This is a genomic window from Ruegeria sp. AP11 (genome assembly GCF_056535865.1).
The window spans coordinates 387,017-402,316 of record NZ_JBQFJB010000001.1 but is presented as its reverse complement, the minus strand read 5'-3'; the positions used below and the strand labels follow the sequence as shown (position 1 = coordinate 402,316).

The 15,300-nt window shown below is 58.3% G+C and carries 19 protein-coding genes; 12 read left to right on the top strand and 7 right to left on the bottom strand.

The annotated features are described in order from the left end of the window. Nucleotides 1–21: 21 nt before the first annotated feature. From lepA to ACR3E4_RS02115, 5 genes are all read left to right on the top strand, one after another. The gene (gene lepA / locus ACR3E4_RS02135) at nt 22–1,821 is read left to right on the top strand and encodes a translation elongation factor 4 (RefSeq protein WP_170397199.1); all 1,800 of its coding nucleotides are present in this window, start codon (nt 22–24) and stop codon (nt 1,819–1,821) included. 8 nt (nt 1,822–1,829) lie between these two features. After that, on the top strand, nt 1,830–2,735 hold the full coding sequence (locus ACR3E4_RS02130) for a hypothetical protein (RefSeq protein ID WP_480535915.1): 906 nt from the start codon (nt 1,830–1,832) through the stop codon (nt 2,733–2,735). A gap of 2 nt (nt 2,736–2,737) precedes the next feature. After that, nucleotides 2,738–3,268 carry a hypothetical protein gene (locus ACR3E4_RS02125; protein ID WP_480535917.1) on the top strand — a complete coding sequence of 177 codons (531 nt, stop codon included), beginning with the start codon at nt 2,738–2,740 and terminating at the stop codon, nt 3,266–3,268. Nucleotides 3,269–3,509: 241 nt separating this feature from the next. Beyond that, the gene (locus tag ACR3E4_RS02120; protein WP_170685911.1) at nt 3,510–3,830 is read left to right on the top strand and encodes a hypothetical protein; all 321 of its coding nucleotides are present in this window, start codon (nt 3,510–3,512) and stop codon (nt 3,828–3,830) included. A gap of 130 nt (nt 3,831–3,960) precedes the next feature. Next, the gene (locus tag ACR3E4_RS02115) at nt 3,961–4,410 is read left to right on the top strand and encodes a hypothetical protein (RefSeq protein ID WP_480535918.1); all 450 of its coding nucleotides are present in this window, start codon (nt 3,961–3,963) and stop codon (nt 4,408–4,410) included. Nucleotides 4,411–4,491: 81 nt separating this feature from the next. Here the strand turns inward: ACR3E4_RS02115 and ACR3E4_RS02110 are convergent, their stop codons facing one another. From ACR3E4_RS02110 to ACR3E4_RS02100, 3 genes are all read right to left on the bottom strand, one after another. Further along, on the bottom strand, nt 4,492–4,983 hold the full coding sequence (locus ACR3E4_RS02110) for a hypothetical protein (protein ID WP_480535919.1): 492 nt from the start codon (nt 4,981–4,983) through the stop codon (nt 4,492–4,494). Nucleotides 4,984–5,752: 769 nt separating this feature from the next. Then, complete coding sequence (locus ACR3E4_RS02105; protein WP_480535920.1) at nt 5,753–5,890, bottom strand: entericidin A/B family lipoprotein; 138 nt, start codon at nt 5,888–5,890, stop codon at nt 5,753–5,755. A gap of 157 nt (nt 5,891–6,047) precedes the next feature. Then, nucleotides 6,048–6,389, bottom strand: a complete 342-nt coding sequence (locus ACR3E4_RS02100) for an ArsR/SmtB family transcription factor (RefSeq protein WP_480535921.1) — start codon at nt 6,387–6,389, stop codon at nt 6,048–6,050. A 301-nt stretch (nt 6,390–6,690) separates the two neighbouring features. On the opposite strand from ACR3E4_RS02100, the gene ACR3E4_RS02095 reads away from it, so the two are divergent. The 6 genes from ACR3E4_RS02095 (at nt 6,691) to ACR3E4_RS02070 (ending at nt 10,575) form a co-directional block, all read left to right on the top strand. Further along, on the top strand, nt 6,691–7,323 hold the full coding sequence (locus ACR3E4_RS02095) for an ATP-dependent Clp protease proteolytic subunit (RefSeq protein WP_480535922.1): 633 nt from the start codon (nt 6,691–6,693) through the stop codon (nt 7,321–7,323). Between the two features lie 135 nt (nt 7,324–7,458). Beyond that, on the top strand, nt 7,459–8,724 hold the full coding sequence (gene clpX, locus ACR3E4_RS02090) for an ATP-dependent Clp protease ATP-binding subunit ClpX (protein ID WP_480535923.1): 1,266 nt from the start codon (nt 7,459–7,461) through the stop codon (nt 8,722–8,724). Nucleotides 8,725–8,937: 213 nt separating this feature from the next. Continuing rightward, the gene (locus tag ACR3E4_RS02085; RefSeq protein WP_480535924.1) at nt 8,938–9,300 is read left to right on the top strand and encodes a RidA family protein; all 363 of its coding nucleotides are present in this window, start codon (nt 8,938–8,940) and stop codon (nt 9,298–9,300) included. A 79-nt stretch (nt 9,301–9,379) separates the two neighbouring features. Next, a complete protein-coding gene (locus tag ACR3E4_RS02080) occupies nt 9,380–9,763 on the top strand; it encodes an NADH:ubiquinone oxidoreductase subunit NDUFA12 (protein WP_480535926.1) in 384 nt (127 codons plus the stop codon). Between the two features lie 3 nt (nt 9,764–9,766). Then, nucleotides 9,767–10,219, top strand: coding sequence for an outer membrane lipid asymmetry maintenance protein MlaD (gene mlaD, locus ACR3E4_RS02075; RefSeq protein ID WP_480535927.1), 453 nt, complete (start codon nt 9,767–9,769; stop codon nt 10,217–10,219). Continuing rightward, the gene (locus ACR3E4_RS02070; protein WP_480535928.1) at nt 10,216–10,575 is read left to right on the top strand and encodes a DUF2155 domain-containing protein; all 360 of its coding nucleotides are present in this window, start codon (nt 10,216–10,218) and stop codon (nt 10,573–10,575) included. Before mlaD ends, ACR3E4_RS02070 begins: the two co-directional genes overlap by 4 nt. Here ACR3E4_RS02070 and aat read toward each other — a convergent pair. The 4 genes from aat to ACR3E4_RS02050 all read right to left on the bottom strand — a co-directional run bounded on the left by aat (nt 10,539) and on the right by ACR3E4_RS02050 (nt 13,762). Next, on the bottom strand, nt 10,539–11,171 hold the full coding sequence (aat, locus tag ACR3E4_RS02065) for a leucyl/phenylalanyl-tRNA--protein transferase (RefSeq protein ID WP_480535930.1): 633 nt from the start codon (nt 11,169–11,171) through the stop codon (nt 10,539–10,541). The genes ACR3E4_RS02070 and aat overlap by 37 nt on opposite strands. 48 nt (nt 11,172–11,219) lie before the next feature. After that, nucleotides 11,220–12,569, bottom strand: coding sequence for an acetyl-CoA carboxylase biotin carboxylase subunit (gene accC, locus ACR3E4_RS02060; RefSeq protein ID WP_480535931.1), 1,350 nt, complete (start codon nt 12,567–12,569; stop codon nt 11,220–11,222). A 9-nt stretch (nt 12,570–12,578) separates the two neighbouring features. Further along, nucleotides 12,579–13,076, bottom strand: coding sequence for an acetyl-CoA carboxylase biotin carboxyl carrier protein (accB, locus tag ACR3E4_RS02055; RefSeq protein ID WP_480535932.1), 498 nt, complete (start codon nt 13,074–13,076; stop codon nt 12,579–12,581). Between the two features lie 149 nt (nt 13,077–13,225). Continuing rightward, nucleotides 13,226–13,762: a LuxR C-terminal-related transcriptional regulator gene (locus ACR3E4_RS02050; RefSeq protein WP_170671697.1), complete on the bottom strand. Its 537-nt coding sequence runs from the start codon at nt 13,760–13,762 to the stop codon at nt 13,226–13,228. Nucleotides 13,763–13,938: 176 nt separating this feature from the next. Between ACR3E4_RS02050 and ACR3E4_RS02045 the strand changes: the two genes are divergently transcribed. After that, nucleotides 13,939–15,234 carry a helix-turn-helix domain-containing protein gene (locus ACR3E4_RS02045; RefSeq protein WP_480535934.1) on the top strand — a complete coding sequence of 432 codons (1,296 nt, stop codon included), beginning with the start codon at nt 13,939–13,941 and terminating at the stop codon, nt 15,232–15,234. Nucleotides 15,235–15,300 lie beyond the last annotated feature (66 nt).

Below are 15,300 nucleotides of genomic sequence, written 5' to 3'. Positions count from 1 at the left end.
TCCGACGCATATCCCCAACCCATGACAGACCTCGCTCATATCCGCAATTTCTCCATCGTCGCGCATATCGACCATGGCAAATCCACCCTTGCTGACCGGCTCATTCAAGAGACCGGAACGGTCAAGGATCGCGACATGAAGGAACAGCTGCTCGACAGCATGGATATCGAGCGCGAGCGTGGCATTACCATCAAAGCCAACACGGTTCGCATCGACTATACCGCCGACAATGGCGAGGCATACGTGCTGAACCTGATCGACACCCCCGGCCACGTGGATTTTGCCTATGAGGTCAGCCGCTCCATGCGCGCGGTCGAAGGCTCTCTGTTGGTTGTGGACTCGACCCAGGGAGTCGAGGCGCAGACACTGGCGAACGTGTATCAGGCCATCGACGCCGACCACGAAATCGTTCCGGTGCTGAACAAGATCGACCTGCCCGCATCCGACTGTGACCGCGTGGCCGAACAGATCGAGGATGTGATCGGCATCGACGCAACCGACGCCATTCAGGTCAGCGCCAAGACAGGGCAGGGCATCCACGAGACGCTTGAGGCCATCGTACAGCAGCTGCCCGCACCGCAGGGCAATCTCGACGCGCCGCTCAAGGCGATGCTGGTGGATTCGTGGTACGACGCCTATCTGGGCGTCATCGTTCTGGTCCGCATCATGGACGGCACGCTGAAAAAGGGCATGCGGGTCAAGTTCATGTCGAACAACACCCTGCACCATGTCGATCGCGTCGGGGTCTTCCGCCCCGAGATGGAGATGGTCGACAGCCTCGGTCCCGGTGAGATCGGCTTTCTCACCGCTTCGATCAAACAAGTCCGCGACACCCGCGTTGGTGACACCATCACCAATGACCGCAACGGCACCGAAGAGGCTCTGACGGGCTTCAAACCCGCGCAGCCGGTGGTGTTCTGTGGCCTCTTCCCCGTCGATAGCTCCGAATTCGAAGACCTGCGTGATGCGATCGACAAACTGGCGCTGAACGACGCCAGCTTTAGCTTTGAAATGGAAACCTCGGCAGCCCTTGGCTTTGGCTTCCGCTGCGGCTTCCTCGGGCTGTTGCACCTTGAGGTCATCCGCGACCGCATCGAACGCGAATATGATATCGAGCTCATCACCACCGCGCCGTCGGTGATCTATCACGTCTACATGAAAGACGGCGAGATGATCGAGCTGCACAACCCCGCCGACATGCCCGACCCCTCGAAGGTCGACCATATCGAAGAACCGCGCATCAAGGCGACCATTCTGGTGCCCGACGAATACCTCGGCGACGTGCTTAAACTCTGCCAGGACCGCCGCGGCATCCAGCTGGACCTGACCTATGCGGGCACCCGCGCCATGGTCGTCTATGACCTGCCGCTGAACGAGGTCGTCTTTGACTTCTACGACCGCCTGAAATCGGTGACCAAGGGCTATGCCTCGTTCGACTACCAGATGACCGGCTATACCGAGGACAATCTGGTCAAGATGTCGGTGCTGGTGAATGACGAACCGGTCGACGCGCTGTCGACCATGGTTCACCGCGACCGGGCCGAGATGCGGGGCCGGGCGATGTGCGAAAAGCTCAAAGACCTGATCCCGCGCCACATGTTCAAAATCCCGATCCAGGCCGCCATCGGAGGCAAGGTCATCGCCCGCGAGACTCTCTCGGCACTGCGCAAGGACGTGACCGCCAAATGCTACGGAGGCGACGCCACGCGGAAACGCAAACTGCTGGACAAGCAGAAGGCCGGGAAAAAGAAGATGCGCCAGTTCGGGAAGGTTGATATACCTCAGGAGGCGTTCATCTCAGCGTTGAAAATGGATAGTTAAAATACAGTATGCCCGATAACTCTATTGGTTTGCACATTTACTCGCTTCAAATTCGGCGAAAACGAAAATTCGAAGTAATTGATTTAGGTCCTAGCGGTGAAGGATCATTGCTGCAGAGGTCAGTGCCTCTGTTGTTAGGCTATCACAAAGATCCAATTGATCCCGAATCCGGGAGGCCTAGAGCTTGGTACTTTGAGAAGCACGCGAAGAACGGCTTTTCACATAGTGGAATCATCCGTTACGGAAGCTCTGGATATGAGTCGGAGATTGTAGACGGACGAACGCGTACTTTGCAGTACAAGCGCGCAGTTACTGATCTAGATGTAATACCTTTGTACTTTCGTATCTGGGTACCAGATCAAGGAAAGTTTGGCTTGTTGGCCCTTCAGACTTTTGGGCAAAAGTCATGCGTCAACCGGGTGCAACAAGCGCTATCGGACAAGTTTAGGTCTCTTTCTGAAAACCATATGCTCGACATGAACCCAGTGCACCCTTCGTCCATGAAAAGCTATTTGGAAGGCGACGTGAAATCCATTAGCTTGGTGAAAAGGGAGTATTCGACGGACGCCGCTGACAATGCGCTGGTTACACCTAACGAGATTGTCGATCTGGATATTTCTTTCAAGGCAAAGCCAAGAGCATCCTTGGGTAAGCTTTCGCAAGTTCTCAATAGAGTAAAGTCCAGCCGAGGTCCTGATGCTAGCCTAACGTATAGCGATACTCATTTCGACGAAGCGACCGCTCGCGTTCAAGTCGGTGGGAAAACACGAAAAGTGGTAATCGTTGGTATGAGTAAGAACGCTGGCAAAATCGACCTTTCGGAAGATGTAGCGAGGTTGCCGAATGGGCACCCGGCATACGCATCGATTTCAAGTGAAGTAGAGCATATTTTCTTAGACATAGCGTCGGGGTAGAAATGCAAAAACTTGATATAGTTGTAATATTTCGAGACCACTTTTCGACGCTTCGTAACGATGAGACGGGTAAGCTATCAGTTGCCGACTTTGTCTTATTTTATGGTGCTCCAGCTGTACTAGGCCTGATATACTACTTTAAGCCATTTAAGCTGCCGACTGACATCGTGACGCCTTTAATCGCAATATTTTCAATTTTCTCGGCTTTGCTATTTAGCGCGCAAATTGCTCTCTATTCATTGTCCCCTGTTGAACCAAAATCCGTTGGTGACACAATAATTGATGACAAAAGAAAAAAGCAGTTTGAGCGCCAAAAGAAATTCTTCAAGGAAGTTAATTTCAACACATCTTATCTCATTTGTTGGTCGTGCTTATCTTTGTTGATGTTCTTAGCATTCGAGATTTTCGACTTTGGTAAGACGTTTGAAGGCGCAATCCTAGTAATCGCTGTTAGTCATTTCTTCCTAACTCTGTTGATGCTGGTGCGAAGAACTCACATTGCTTTCTCGATTGGTCATGAACTCAGAAGCTAGCGAAAAACCTGTTGAAGCAACTGATTAGGTTGTAACTCTTCTAATTCTATCAATTGTTTTCTCGCCCGGCGGCACCGCCGGGCCGCGCCGACCCGCCCCCATGGGGCGGCGCGTTTGCGCCACCCCTCGGGTCGGTCGCGGCCCTCAGTTCTGCTGAATAACTGTCTGTGACCCACCTCACAGCCCCAACCCCTCACACCTGCTACACTTGACCCAACGGAACCCTCTGCAGGAGGTCCAAATGTCCACATCCATGATCCCCATCATCGCCCTCGGGTCGGCGGGTCTCTATTCAGTGGCCATGATCGCGATGAAGTTCTGGTGGAAGCTCCCCGGCGTGGGTCTTGGCCTGCTGATCGTCGCGACCCTGCTGGCCGGGGCAACACTCGAACTCGCCGCTCTGCGCGAGGAACGGCTGGGCATCATCTATACCGGCATTCTGGGGGCCGAGGTTGTTCTGATCGCCATCGCCTCGTTCTTCCTGTTTGGCGAGAACTTCTCGTATCGCGAAGTCGCGGGCATCGGCCTTGTCATACTTGGCACCGCGCTGGCCTGGGCCTGACGCAAACATTAACCGATTATGAAGTTTCCCTTAGGTAAGTTGTAACCGGCACACCTCCGCCCAATCTGTATCCCACAGCAAGGATGTTCGTTTTTGAACTCCAAAGGGTCGCTTTCAGGAGGAGATCCCCATGACCAGATACATGACTGCCGGAGCAGCCGCACTGGCCACGAGCCTCACCCTTGCCACCGCCGCGATGGCCGATACGCCGGACCTGCGCGGAACATGGGTGGGCAGCTATACCACCGTTGGCCCGAACCGGACCACAACCGGGGATGCGCCGCGTTTCAACAATGCCGAGTGGGTGCTGGACATCCAGAAGCAGCAGGACAACGTGTTCTGGGGGCCCAGCAAGTGGCGTCCGAATGCGGCTCAGGACTGGCGCGTCATGGATGCCACCGGGACCATCTCGCTGGATGATCCGACCCGGGTCAGCATCGTGGAAAGTTCGGCCAATCCCGAGATCGGCGTCAACGCCCTGATCGATGCCCGTTATCAGGACGGCAAGATTTACGCTGATTTCCGTAGCCTGCGTCGTGGAACGACCTATAGCACCGTTCTGGAACGTCAGGTGAACTGAAGCGTCTTCGGCCTGACGGGATGTTAAAGGGGGTATTGCCGCTGAGACTTGTGACTGCGGCAGGCGTAATCAGTACCCCGATCAGGCCGGAGCGCTTCTCAGGAACAAGCGCCTCCACAGGGAGGAGGCGGGCCGGACGGCGATCTCGCCGCCTGCGACAGGATCCAGTCCCCCGCGCCTGAGGATGCGGCGTTCCTCGGCGCGGGTCATCTGGATCTCGCGGACCTTCAGCGCGGCGTCGCGCGCGGTGAAGTAAGAACCGTCCGGCCCAGGTTCCATCCCCGGAATGCCACGCCCTTTCGACCACCACCCGCGCAGCCCGCTGAGCGGGTGTTTACGTCCGATCCGGCCGTCATCCTGCAACTGCCAGATCCGCTCGGCCTCGGCCATCGAGACCAGCGCGGCGAGCGGTTTGCCGTAACGGGTCAGCACGATCACCTGACGGGGGTCGTGCGAGAGGGTGGCCATCTCTCCCAGACGGGCGCGGGCTTGTGAAATGGTCAGGCCCATCGGCGAATCTCTGGTTGTACGATTCGAAAGATTGGGGGTCTGAGTGTTGTACAACTCGGACAATTCGCCCCAAACGGGCCACGCGGGGCCTTTGCAGGTGCAGAAAGTGTTGAAATTTGGGGTGGCTTGTAAAGTCTGGACTTATCCCCGGACAACCCTGCCGGGTTGCATGGATTTCGAAGTTGTCCACATGGTTCTCCCGCCGGATATCAACAGTTTATCCCCGTCTAATTTTCATGCTGCAGTGCTATTTTCTTGTCGGATCAGAGCGTCGATGCAACAGTCTGATCACTGCTTCAGTTCTTCGGAACAGGGGTGGGACGCAAAGGCCAAGGGGGCCACGGCGGCGAAGACGGATTTTAGGATTTGTTCTTGGTTGCAAAGGCTTACCGGTGGTGGATCAGGTGGTCCGGGCTTCGGTTCGGGTCAGGTGATCAGCCTCTCAGAAGGTCCAAGCGGACTGCGACGCGACATAGCGCGTGTGGCAGTGGCCAATGTCCTTTCGGGGATTGCGGCAACTGGATCGAGATGCCCCTCGGGCGGATCGAACCGGCAAGGCGTCAGGAGTGTCCGCAAGGATGCATGCAAAGACCGCGTCTGAGCACCTGACGCCTTTTCCTTTTCCCGAACCACAGGTTCCTACAGGCTACCACGCACCACCACCCTTCAAATGAGAACGGGGATTTTTCGCATGAGCGAAAAATCCCCGTTTGATCGTCAGAAATGCAATGCCGCGTCTATGCACCTGTGCCGATAGAATAATCGCATTTCGATGCTGCGGCAACAGCATATTGCGGCGTGTTGCATCAATGCCGCAATATGTTGGAGTGGGTCAGATATTCTCCTGAACGTCCGCAGCCGCGTTTTGAATGGCGTCGCCGGCCTTTTCGATGTCTTTGCCGGCCCCTTTTGCAGTTTCGCAGGCGGTCAGAGTGAACAGGGCCAGGCCGATCATGAATGCACGGATCATCGAGAACTCCATAAGTGTTTGTTTCGCTTTGCCTAGCAGCTTTTCAAACACACGGCCACAGGTTTTACCGGGCGGGCTGACTCAGACAAATTTGCCCTGCAATTGACCGGAATTGAGAGGTAAATTCTTCCCGGGACAGGGAAAATTTTGTGGACGGTCAGGGCTGTGTGGGACCGCAGAACAGTTCATATACCACCTCAAGCATGCGGGCAGGGCGATCGTCTGCCAGCCGATAGTAGATTGCTTTACCTTCGCGCCGGGGCATAACCAGGCCTTCGAGTCTGAGGCGCGACAGCTGCTGTGATACGGCGGCCTGCCGGGCGGACAGAAGGTTTTCCAGCTCGGTCACCGATTTCTCGCCCGACACGAGGTGGCAGAGGATCATCAGGCGCCCTTCATGGCTGATTGCCTTAAGGAAATTCGACGCCCGTGTCGCGTTTTCAACCATTTGGTTCAGATCTTCGGGCGACATATCCTTGGTCAGCTGCAAAAGAGCCATATTCGTGTTCCTTACCTTAGTTCCGCACCACTTTCAGACAGCCGGGGCATCCATCGCGGTAGATTTTTAAGTACAGATTTCAGACATGATTTTCTATATGCACAGATCAAAATAACGTGATGTTTGGAACACGAATGCGCGTGCACGCCGTGATCATGATCGGCATGGCATGCCGGCCTTAAATGTCACGGACACCGATGAACGAGCAGCCCCCCTTGCGGCCCCCCGGTGGCAGCACTAAGACTCGGGTAACTCTTCTTCGGGTAATGTCCCGATCAACACCAAAGCAGGCAGGTTCCCTATGTTCGATCCAGTTGACACATACATGAACACACTCGTCCCCATGGTCGTCGAGCAGACCAGCCGGGGGGAACGCGCATACGACATTTTCTCGCGCCTTCTGAAAGAGCGGATCATCTTCATCAACGGTCCGATCCATGACGGCATGAGCCATCTGGTCGTGGCGCAGTTGCTGCATCTTGAGGCGGAAAACCCGAGCAAAGAGATCTCGATCTACATCAATTCTCCCGGCGGCGTGGTGACCAGCGGCCTGTCGATTTACGACACAATGCAGTATATCAAGCCGAAATGTTCCACATTGGTGATCGGTCAGGCGGCCTCGATGGGGTCGGTTCTGCTGGCCGGTGGTGAGAAGGGGATGCGCTTTTCGCTGCCCAACAGCCGCATCATGGTGCATCAGCCCAGCGGCGGATATCAGGGTCAGGCCAGCGATATCATGATCCACGCGGCCGAGACGCAAAAACTGAAGGATCGCCTGTATGATATCTATGTGCGTCATACCGGGCAGACCAAAAAGGCGGTTGAAAAAGCGCTGGATCGTGACAATTTCATGAGCCCGGAAGAGGCCAAGGAATGGGGTCACATCGACGAGATCGTCGAAAATCGGGCCAAGATGGACGGTGACGAAGACTGAGTTCAAAACCGCGCGCTTCCGGCGTGAGGGATGATTTTGAGATTGTAGCTGCCAGACCGCTGGCCTAAGCTGCAGGCATTGACGGCAAGCGCGGCCCTGCAGAGGGCCGCTGAGACGGAGCCCGAGGGGTAAATCATGGCGACCAATTCAGGTGGTGACGGCAAAAATACGCTCTACTGCAGCTTCTGCGGCAAAAGCCAGCATGAGGTGCGGAAGCTGATCGCGGGCCCAACCGTGTTCATCTGCGATGAGTGTGTCGAGCTCTGCATGGATATCATCCGTGAAGAGACCAAGGCCAGCGGCCTGAAATCCTCGGACGGCGTGCCGACGCCCAAGGATATCTGTGAGGTGTTGGACGACTACGTAATCGGACAGGCCACCGCCAAGCGCGTTCTGTCGGTTGCGGTGCACAACCATTACAAACGCCTGAATCACGCTCAGAAGGCGGGCAGCGACATCGAGTTGGCGAAATCCAACATCCTGCTGATCGGCCCCACCGGCTGCGGTAAGACGCTGCTGGCGCAGACCTTGGCCCGCATTCTGGATGTGCCGTTCACCATGGCGGATGCGACCACTCTGACCGAAGCCGGTTATGTAGGCGAGGATGTCGAGAACATCATACTCAAGCTGCTGCAGGCCAGCGAATACAACGTTGAACGCGCGCAGCGTGGCATCGTCTATATCGACGAGGTCGACAAGATCACACGCAAATCCGAGAACCCTTCGATCACCCGCGACGTTTCGGGCGAAGGCGTACAGCAGGCTTTGCTGAAACTGATGGAAGGCACAGTCGCCAGCGTTCCGCCGCAGGGCGGGCGCAAACATCCGCAGCAGGAATTCCTGCAGGTGGATACCACAAATATCCTGTTCATCTGCGGCGGTGCCTTCGCGGGGCTAGACAAAATCATCGCACAACGTGGCAAGGGCTCGGCCATGGGTTTTGGTGCCGATGTGCGCGACAATGATGAACGCGGCGTGGGTGAGATTTTCAAGGATCTGGAGCCGGAAGACCTGCTGAAATTCGGGCTGATCCCGGAATTTGTCGGCCGCTTGCCGGTTCTGGCGACGCTGGAAGATCTGGACGAGGATGCACTGGTTACCATTCTGACCAGCCCGAAGAACGCTCTGGTCAAGCAATACCAGCGCCTGTTCGAGTTGGAAGATGCAGAACTGGCCTTTACCGATGATGCGCTGAAGGCGATTGCCAAGAAGGCGATCGAGCGCAAGACCGGTGCGCGCGGCCTGCGTTCGATCCTCGAAGACATCCTGCTGGACACGATGTTTGAACTTCCGGGCATGAAGAACGTGACCGAAGTGGTGGTCAATGAAGAGGCCGTGACATCCGAGTCCCAGCCGTTGATCATCTATGCGGATACAGCTGAATCAGCGTCGGCTGGCTGATCGGTTGCAGCATCCCATTGGATAGCCTTGAATAGTGCGGGTAGGGGGGCTCTGCCCCCGCCGCGGCAAGCCGCGACTCCCCCAAGATATTTGGGGCCAGATGAAGCTGGGGATTCGTTCTTCATCTGGCTAAAAGTATTCCGGAGCGCGAGGCAGAGCCTCGCAATTGCAGCGCGCTTTCCACAATCACATGCGTTTATTGAGAGGTGCATCATGACAATCAGGCGCATATCTTCCGGCGGCGAGTTTGAGGCCAAGGTAGGGTATTGCCGGGCCGTTGTGGCGGGCGGCTGGGTGCATGTGGCCGGCACCGTGGGGCAGGGCGATACGGTTGTCGAACAGTGCCGTTCGGCGCTGGCGACTATCCAAGGCGCGCTGGCCGAAGCGGGGGCTTCGTTCGCGGATGTGGTGCGTGTGACCTACATGTTGCCGGATCGTGCCGAGTTTGCACCCTGCTGGCCTTTGCTGGCCGAGACATTCGGAGAAAACCCGCCCGCAGCGACGATGATTGAGTGCGGTCTGATCGACCCCAAGTACCGTATCGAAATTGAAGTGACCGCTATTCTGCCGGAATGACGCAGAGCAGCCCCGAGGCACTGGACCTTGGCGTGCCTTTGGTCCATATCTGCGGGAACAGAAATGCCGGAGGCAGCCGATGGGTATCCTGAACAGTCTTTTGCGGGCCGTGACCTGGTGGAACGGAGCCACCCTGAATACGCAGATCTTCACTGCGCGCAAGGGCGTGAAGGTCGGCGAAGACAATGAAGGTAATGTGTTTTATCGCACTGCCGACGACAGCAAGCGCTGGGTGATCTTCAATGGTGAGGCCGAGGCCAGCCGGATTGATCCTGACTGGCATGGCTGGCTGCACCGCACCTGGGTCGAGCCGCCCACCGACAAGCCCTTGGCGCACAAGTCCTGGGAAAAGCCGCATCAGGAAAACCTGACCGGAACTGCGCTGGCCTATGCACCGGCGGGGTCGCTGCGTCGTCCCGACCCGGTTGAACGCAGCGATTACGAGGCGTGGAGCCCGGAATAAGCGATGTCTGCTCATACCAAGACCGAAGTTGTTGTCGGCGGGATCGTGCTGGCCTGCGCCGTCGCGTTTGGCGTCTATGCCAGCCAGTCCACCGGCCTGTCCCAATCCAGTGCCGGATATGAGCTTGGCGCGTCCTTCCGCTCGCTTGAGGGCGTGGGGGTCGGCACGGATGTGCGGCTTGCAGGTGTCAAGATCGGGACGGTGACCGGTGTTACACTGAACGCTGATACCTATCGCGCGGATACACGGTTTTCCGTGGCCGATGGTATTCTGATCCCCGATGACAGCGCGATTGTTATCTCGTCCGAGGGGCTGCTGGGTGGCAATTTTGTCGAGGTAATGCCGGGCGGCTCTCCGTTCTATTTCGAGGCAGGTGACGAGATTACGGACACGCAAGGTGCGGTGAGCCTGATCTCGTTGCTGGTGAAGTTCGTGGCCGGGGACGGCAGCGAATGATCCGCACGGCTCTGATGGCTGTACTACTGTCGGCTGGTGTGGCCTCGGCCCAGCAGAAGGTCGAATCCGGACCAGGCGCGATGTTGCGCGGACTGGACAAAGTCAGCGGCCAGACGGTCGATGTCGAGGTGTTGAACGGGCAGACAGCGACTGTGTTCGGTCTGGATGTCGCCTTGGGTGATTGCCGCTATCCGGCAGAGAACCCCACCGGCGACGCCTTTGCCTATCTGACCATTTGGGAGCAGGGCAAGGCGCAGCAACTGTTCGATGGCTGGATGATCGCCACTTCTCCGGCGCTGAACGCGCTGGATCATGCGCGTTACGATGTCTGGGTGATCCGCTGTATGACGCCCTGAGGGGTTTGCCGTAGTTCGGCGGTGAAATCCGCATCGACCTCAAGCGCCCGCTTCAATTCGCGGTGATAGGCTGCGCGCGGGATCTCGATAGCGCCCAGTGAGGCGAGATGAGCGGTCAGAAACTGTGTGTCAAACAGGACAAACCCGGCCTGACGCAGTCGGTCTACCAGATATGCCAGTGCGATTTTTGATGCGTCCGTGCGGCGCGAGAACATGCTTTCGCCGAAAAAAGCAGCGCCCACAACCACGCCATAAACCCCGCCGATCAGGACACCCTGGTCCCAGACCTCCAGAGAGTGGGCATGGCTGCTGTTGTGCAGTTCCTGATAAAGCCGACGCAGTTCGGGGTTGATCCAGGTGTCCGCACGGTCGGCGCAGCCATCCACCACGCCCGCAAAGTCGTGATTGATGCTGATCGTGAACCCACATGTGCGAATGCGCCGCGCCAGACTGCGCGAGATATGGAAACCGTCCAGTGGGAACACGCCGCGAAACTTGGGATCGACCCAGAACAGTTCGGGGTCGTCACGGTGTTCGGCCATCGGAAATATTCCGATGGAATAGCCATGCAGCAGAAGTTCGGGGGAAAGGCTCATGCCGGATGCCCGGGGGCCGGAAGGCGATCGCCCTCCAACCCCGTGTTCTTATTGGGCCATGTTCTCCGCAAGCCACTTCTCCAGCCAGTGGATGTTATAGTTTCCGCTGTGGATATCAGGCTCTTGCAGTAGCGCGTGGAACAGGGGAACGGTGGTGTCGATGCCGTCGACGATCAGCTCTCCCAACGCGCGGTCCAGACGTGCCAGCGCCTCGGCCCGGTCGCGGCCCTGAACGATCAGTTTGGCGATCAGCGAGTCATAGTAGGGCGGGATCGAGTAGCCGTCATAAAGCGCTGAATCCATGCGCACACCCAGACCGCCGGGCGCGTGATAGGCGCTGATCTTGCCCGGGCAGGGCGAGAAGTTGGGCAGTTTTTCAGCGTTGATCCGAACCTCGATGGCGTGGCCGTTGATCTCAAGATCATCCTGCCCAAACGACATGTCCTCGCCAGCGGCGACGAGAATTTGCTCGCGCACCAGATCGACGCCGAAGATGCCTTCGGTGACGGGGTGCTCCACCTGCAGGCGGGTGTTCATTTCGATGAAATAGAACTCGCCATTTTCATACAGAAACTCGATGGTGCCCGCGCCGATATAGTTGATCTTGGCCACGGCGTCGGCACAGATTTTACCGATCCTGGCGCGTTCTTCCGGGGTGATGCAGGGGCCGGGGGCCTCTTCGAATACCTTCTGGTGGCGGCGCTGTAACGAACAGTCGCGTTCGCCCAGATGTACCGCCTTGCCCTTGCCATCGCCAAAGACCTGAATCTCGATGTGGCGCGGTGTAGTCAGGTATTTCTCGATATAGACCTCGTCATTGCCGAAGGCGGCTTTGCCCTCGGCGCGTGCGGTCATGAAGGCGCTTTCCATCTCATCGGCGTTCATCGCGACTTTCATGCCGCGACCGCCGCCACCGGCGGTGGCCTTGATGATGACGGGATAGCCGAATTCCTCACCGATGCGCTTGGCCTCGGCCAGATTGGGAACGCCACCGTCCGAGCCCGGAACGCAGGGCACACCCAGCGCCTTCATCGTGTCCTTCGCGGTGATCTTGTCGCCCATCACGCGGATATGTTCGGCGGTGGGGCCGATGAAGGTGATGCCGTGGTCCTCGACGATCTGCACGAACTCGGCATTCTCTGACAGAAAGCCATAGCCGGGGTGGATCGCCTGTGCGCCGGTGATTTCGCAGGCCGAGATGATCGCGGGCACCGACAGATAGCTTTGCGGGCTGGGCGGCGGGCCGATGCAGACCGATTCGTCGGCCATGCGCACATGCATCGCGTCGCTGTCGGCGGTCGAATGCACGGCAACCGTCTTGATACCCATCTCGCGCGCGGCGCGGATCACGCGCAGGGCAATCTCGCCTCGGTTGGCAATCAGGATTTTGTCGAACATGGGCCCGCCTTACTCAACGATGACCAGAGGCGTGCCGAACTCCACAGCGTCGCCATCGCCGACCAGAATGCGTTTGATGGTGCCCGATTTGGGCGCGTGGATGTGGTTCATGGTCTTCATCGCCTCGACGATCAGCAGCGTGTCACCTTCCGAGACTGAGGCCCCGACACTGATAAACGCGGGCGCGCCCGGTTCGGGCTGCATGTAGACGGTGCCGACCATGGGCGAGGTGACCGCGCCGGGGTGGCTGGCGGGATCATCCACTGCTGCGGGCGCCTCGGCGGCGGCCGGTGCAGGTGCTGCGGCAGGCGCAGCGGGTGCTGCAGCCGGAACCGCAACCTGAACCGGGGCAGCGACGGTCTGCGACATACGGCTGACGCGGACATTCAGGCTGTCTTCCTCGCCATATTCGCGTTTGACCTGCAGCTCGGTCAGATCGTTCTCGCGCAGCAATTCGGCCAGTGCCTTGATGAACGCCACATCCGCTTCGTGTTTGGTATCTGTCATGAGTGTCCTCGAAGGTTCCCCTATGCCCGTCTGTTTTCGCGGGCTTGGTTTGATTACGCTGGGTTATATGCTAAGCGGACCGCCATGAAAAGCGTCGTTTCACCCTGAAAATCCGGGGGTTTCGCGGTCGGTTTCGAACGCGCTGGCGCTTACAAAGGCGTCCCTGACAGTTTGGCCACCAGTTCGGGTAGTTTCCGGGCACCGAATTTTTCCAGCAACCGGGCACGGTAGGCCTCGATCGTGCGATAGCTCAGCCCCAGTTCAGCGCCGATCTCCTTGGCCGACAGGCCCCGGCAGGACAGGATCGCCACTTCGCGCTCGCGCGCCGTCAGTTCGACCAGCGGGCGTTCTTCGGATATGTCCGAGAAGCTCCAGATTCCGTGGCGGAAGGGATCATCGGGTGTCAGCGACCGCCCGCGTGCGCGGCACCAGAACAGATCTCCATCGCGGCGGCGCATGACCCGTTCGTCGGTGTAATAGCCGGTATCGCGCATCACCTGCAGGCTGCGCGCACCGATCCGCTCCCAGTCGGCGACCGATGGGTAAAGGTGCAGCAGGGGCATGTTGCGATAGTCGGCCTCATCGCCGCCGAAGGTCCGCGCGAATTGCAGATTGCAACGGCGGATAATCCGGTTTTCCAACTCGACAAGGCCGATGGGGGCATATTCGAAGGCGGGATCGCTCATATACCTATGGTGACGCGTATTTTGCAGAAAGAGAAGGGGAGGGACGCAGGTTTGGTCGCCTCCGTTCGTCGGGATTTGTTAAGGTTGTAAATTAGCTTTGAAAATACCGATGCAACTGATAAAAATCATACACTAATTCTGCAAAAAGATGTGACAGTTTCAAAGGTCCAGCGGCGATGCGAGACACTCTGACCGGCAGCCGGATACGCGAAAGGCGGCAGATTTCGGGGTTGCGTCAGGCCGAATTGGCGCGGCAGGTGGGGATTTCGGCCTCATATCTGAACCTGATCGAGCACAATCGCCGCCGCATCGGGGGCAAGCTGCTGGTTGATATCGCCTCGGCGCTGTCGGTCGAGCCGTCACTGCTGACGCAAGGGATCGAGACGACGCTGATCGCCGCGCTGCGCGAGGCGGCGGCGGATGCGGTCGGCCAGCAGGCCGAGTTGGATGCGCTTGAGGAGTTTGCCGGGCGGTTCCCCGGCTGGTCAGGTGTTCTGGCGCAGATGCACCGCCGCGTGGTTTCGCTTGAGCGCACCGTCGAAACCCTGTCGGACCGGTTGACCCACGACCCGCACCTGGCAGCATCCATGCACGAGGTGCTGTCGACCGCCGCCGCGATCCGCTCCACCGCCGCCATTCTGGCCGAGCCCGGTGAGATCGAGGCCGCGTGGCGCGACCGCTTTCACAGCAATCTGCATCAGGATGCGGAACGGCTGGCTGAAAGCTCCAAGGCGTTGGTGACCTATCTGGACGACAGCGAGGGGCAGGGCGACCTGCGAGGTGTCCCGCTGGATGCGGTCGAGGCGTTTTTTGCCGAGCAAGGGTTTCACTTCCCGGAAATCGAAGCCGGGGCGCTAAGCGTTGATGTGTCTCTGGAGCAGTTGGAATCGTCCGCAGCCCGGACGGTTGCCGCCGAGCTGCTGGATCTCTACGCCGTGGATGCGCGGGCCATGCCGCTGGAGCAGGTCGAGGCCGCATTGGATGCGTCCAGCACTGACCCGCTGGCCCTTGCCGCGGCGTTTTCCGTCGATCTGGCGACGGTGCTGCGACGGTTGGCGTTTCTGCCCGAGGGGACATTGGCGCGCCCGGCGGGTCTGGTCATTTGTGACGCATCGGGCAGCGTGTTGTTCTACAAGCCGACGCCGGGATTTGCGCTGCCACGTCATGGCGAAGCCTGCCCGCTGTGGCCGTTGTTCACGGCCCTGAACCGCCCTCTGGTGCCGATCCGCAAACGTATGGTTCAGCTGGGGAGGACGGCGGCTGAGTTCGAGTGCTTTGCCATCGCCACACCCCAACCGGTCACCGTTTTCGGGCAGGAGCCGGCGTATCGCTCGACCATGTTGGTGCTGCCAATCGAAGATACGATGCAACCGTCCGAGTCTTCGGCGCAGGCGGGGGCGAGTTGCCGCATCTGTCCGAAACGTGACTGCAACGTCCGCCGCGAACCTTCGATCCTGAGCGAAGGGTTTTGACAGTTTCCAGACAGAGCGCTTAATCTGGGCGGGACAGGTGGCCGCGTGTGCGATCGGTCATGGGGA

Excerpts from the sequence above, each read along its gene's own strand:
- ACR3E4_RS02130 (WP_480535915.1), top strand. The coding sequence starts at position 1,830 with ATGCCCGATAACTCTATTGGTTTGCACATTTACTCGCTTCAAATTCGG.
- accB (WP_480535932.1), bottom strand. The coding sequence starts at position 13,076 with ATGACAGATACCAAACACGAAGCGGATGTGGCGTTCATCAAGGCACTG.
- clpX (WP_480535923.1), top strand. The coding sequence starts at position 7,459 with ATGGCGACCAATTCAGGTGGTGACGGCAAAAATACGCTCTACTGCAGC.
- ACR3E4_RS02125 (WP_480535917.1), top strand. The coding sequence starts at position 2,738 with ATGCAAAAACTTGATATAGTTGTAATATTTCGAGACCACTTTTCGACG.
- ACR3E4_RS02105 (WP_480535920.1), bottom strand. The coding sequence starts at position 5,890 with ATGATCCGTGCATTCATGATCGGCCTGGCCCTGTTCACTCTGACCGCC.
- ACR3E4_RS02085 (WP_480535924.1), top strand. The coding sequence starts at position 8,938 with ATGACAATCAGGCGCATATCTTCCGGCGGCGAGTTTGAGGCCAAGGTA.
- ACR3E4_RS02100 (WP_480535921.1), bottom strand. The coding sequence starts at position 6,389 with ATGGCTCTTTTGCAGCTGACCAAGGATATGTCGCCCGAAGATCTGAAC.
- mlaD (WP_480535927.1), top strand. The coding sequence starts at position 9,767 with ATGTCTGCTCATACCAAGACCGAAGTTGTTGTCGGCGGGATCGTGCTG.
- ACR3E4_RS02050 (WP_170671697.1), bottom strand. The coding sequence starts at position 13,762 with ATGAGCGATCCCGCCTTCGAATATGCCCCCATCGGCCTTGTCGAGTTG.
- ACR3E4_RS02115 (WP_480535918.1), top strand. The coding sequence starts at position 3,961 with ATGACCAGATACATGACTGCCGGAGCAGCCGCACTGGCCACGAGCCTC.
- ACR3E4_RS02045 (WP_480535934.1), top strand. The coding sequence starts at position 13,939 with ATGCGAGACACTCTGACCGGCAGCCGGATACGCGAAAGGCGGCAGATT.
- ACR3E4_RS02095 (WP_480535922.1), top strand. The coding sequence starts at position 6,691 with ATGTTCGATCCAGTTGACACATACATGAACACACTCGTCCCCATGGTC.
- ACR3E4_RS02080 (WP_480535926.1), top strand. The coding sequence starts at position 9,380 with ATGGGTATCCTGAACAGTCTTTTGCGGGCCGTGACCTGGTGGAACGGA.
- ACR3E4_RS02070 (WP_480535928.1), top strand. The coding sequence starts at position 10,216 with ATGATCCGCACGGCTCTGATGGCTGTACTACTGTCGGCTGGTGTGGCC.
- ACR3E4_RS02120 (WP_170685911.1), top strand. The coding sequence starts at position 3,510 with ATGTCCACATCCATGATCCCCATCATCGCCCTCGGGTCGGCGGGTCTC.
- accC (WP_480535931.1), bottom strand. The coding sequence starts at position 12,569 with ATGTTCGACAAAATCCTGATTGCCAACCGAGGCGAGATTGCCCTGCGC.
- lepA (WP_170397199.1), top strand. The coding sequence starts at position 22 with ATGACAGACCTCGCTCATATCCGCAATTTCTCCATCGTCGCGCATATC.
- aat (WP_480535930.1), bottom strand. The coding sequence starts at position 11,171 with ATGAGCCTTTCCCCCGAACTTCTGCTGCATGGCTATTCCATCGGAATA.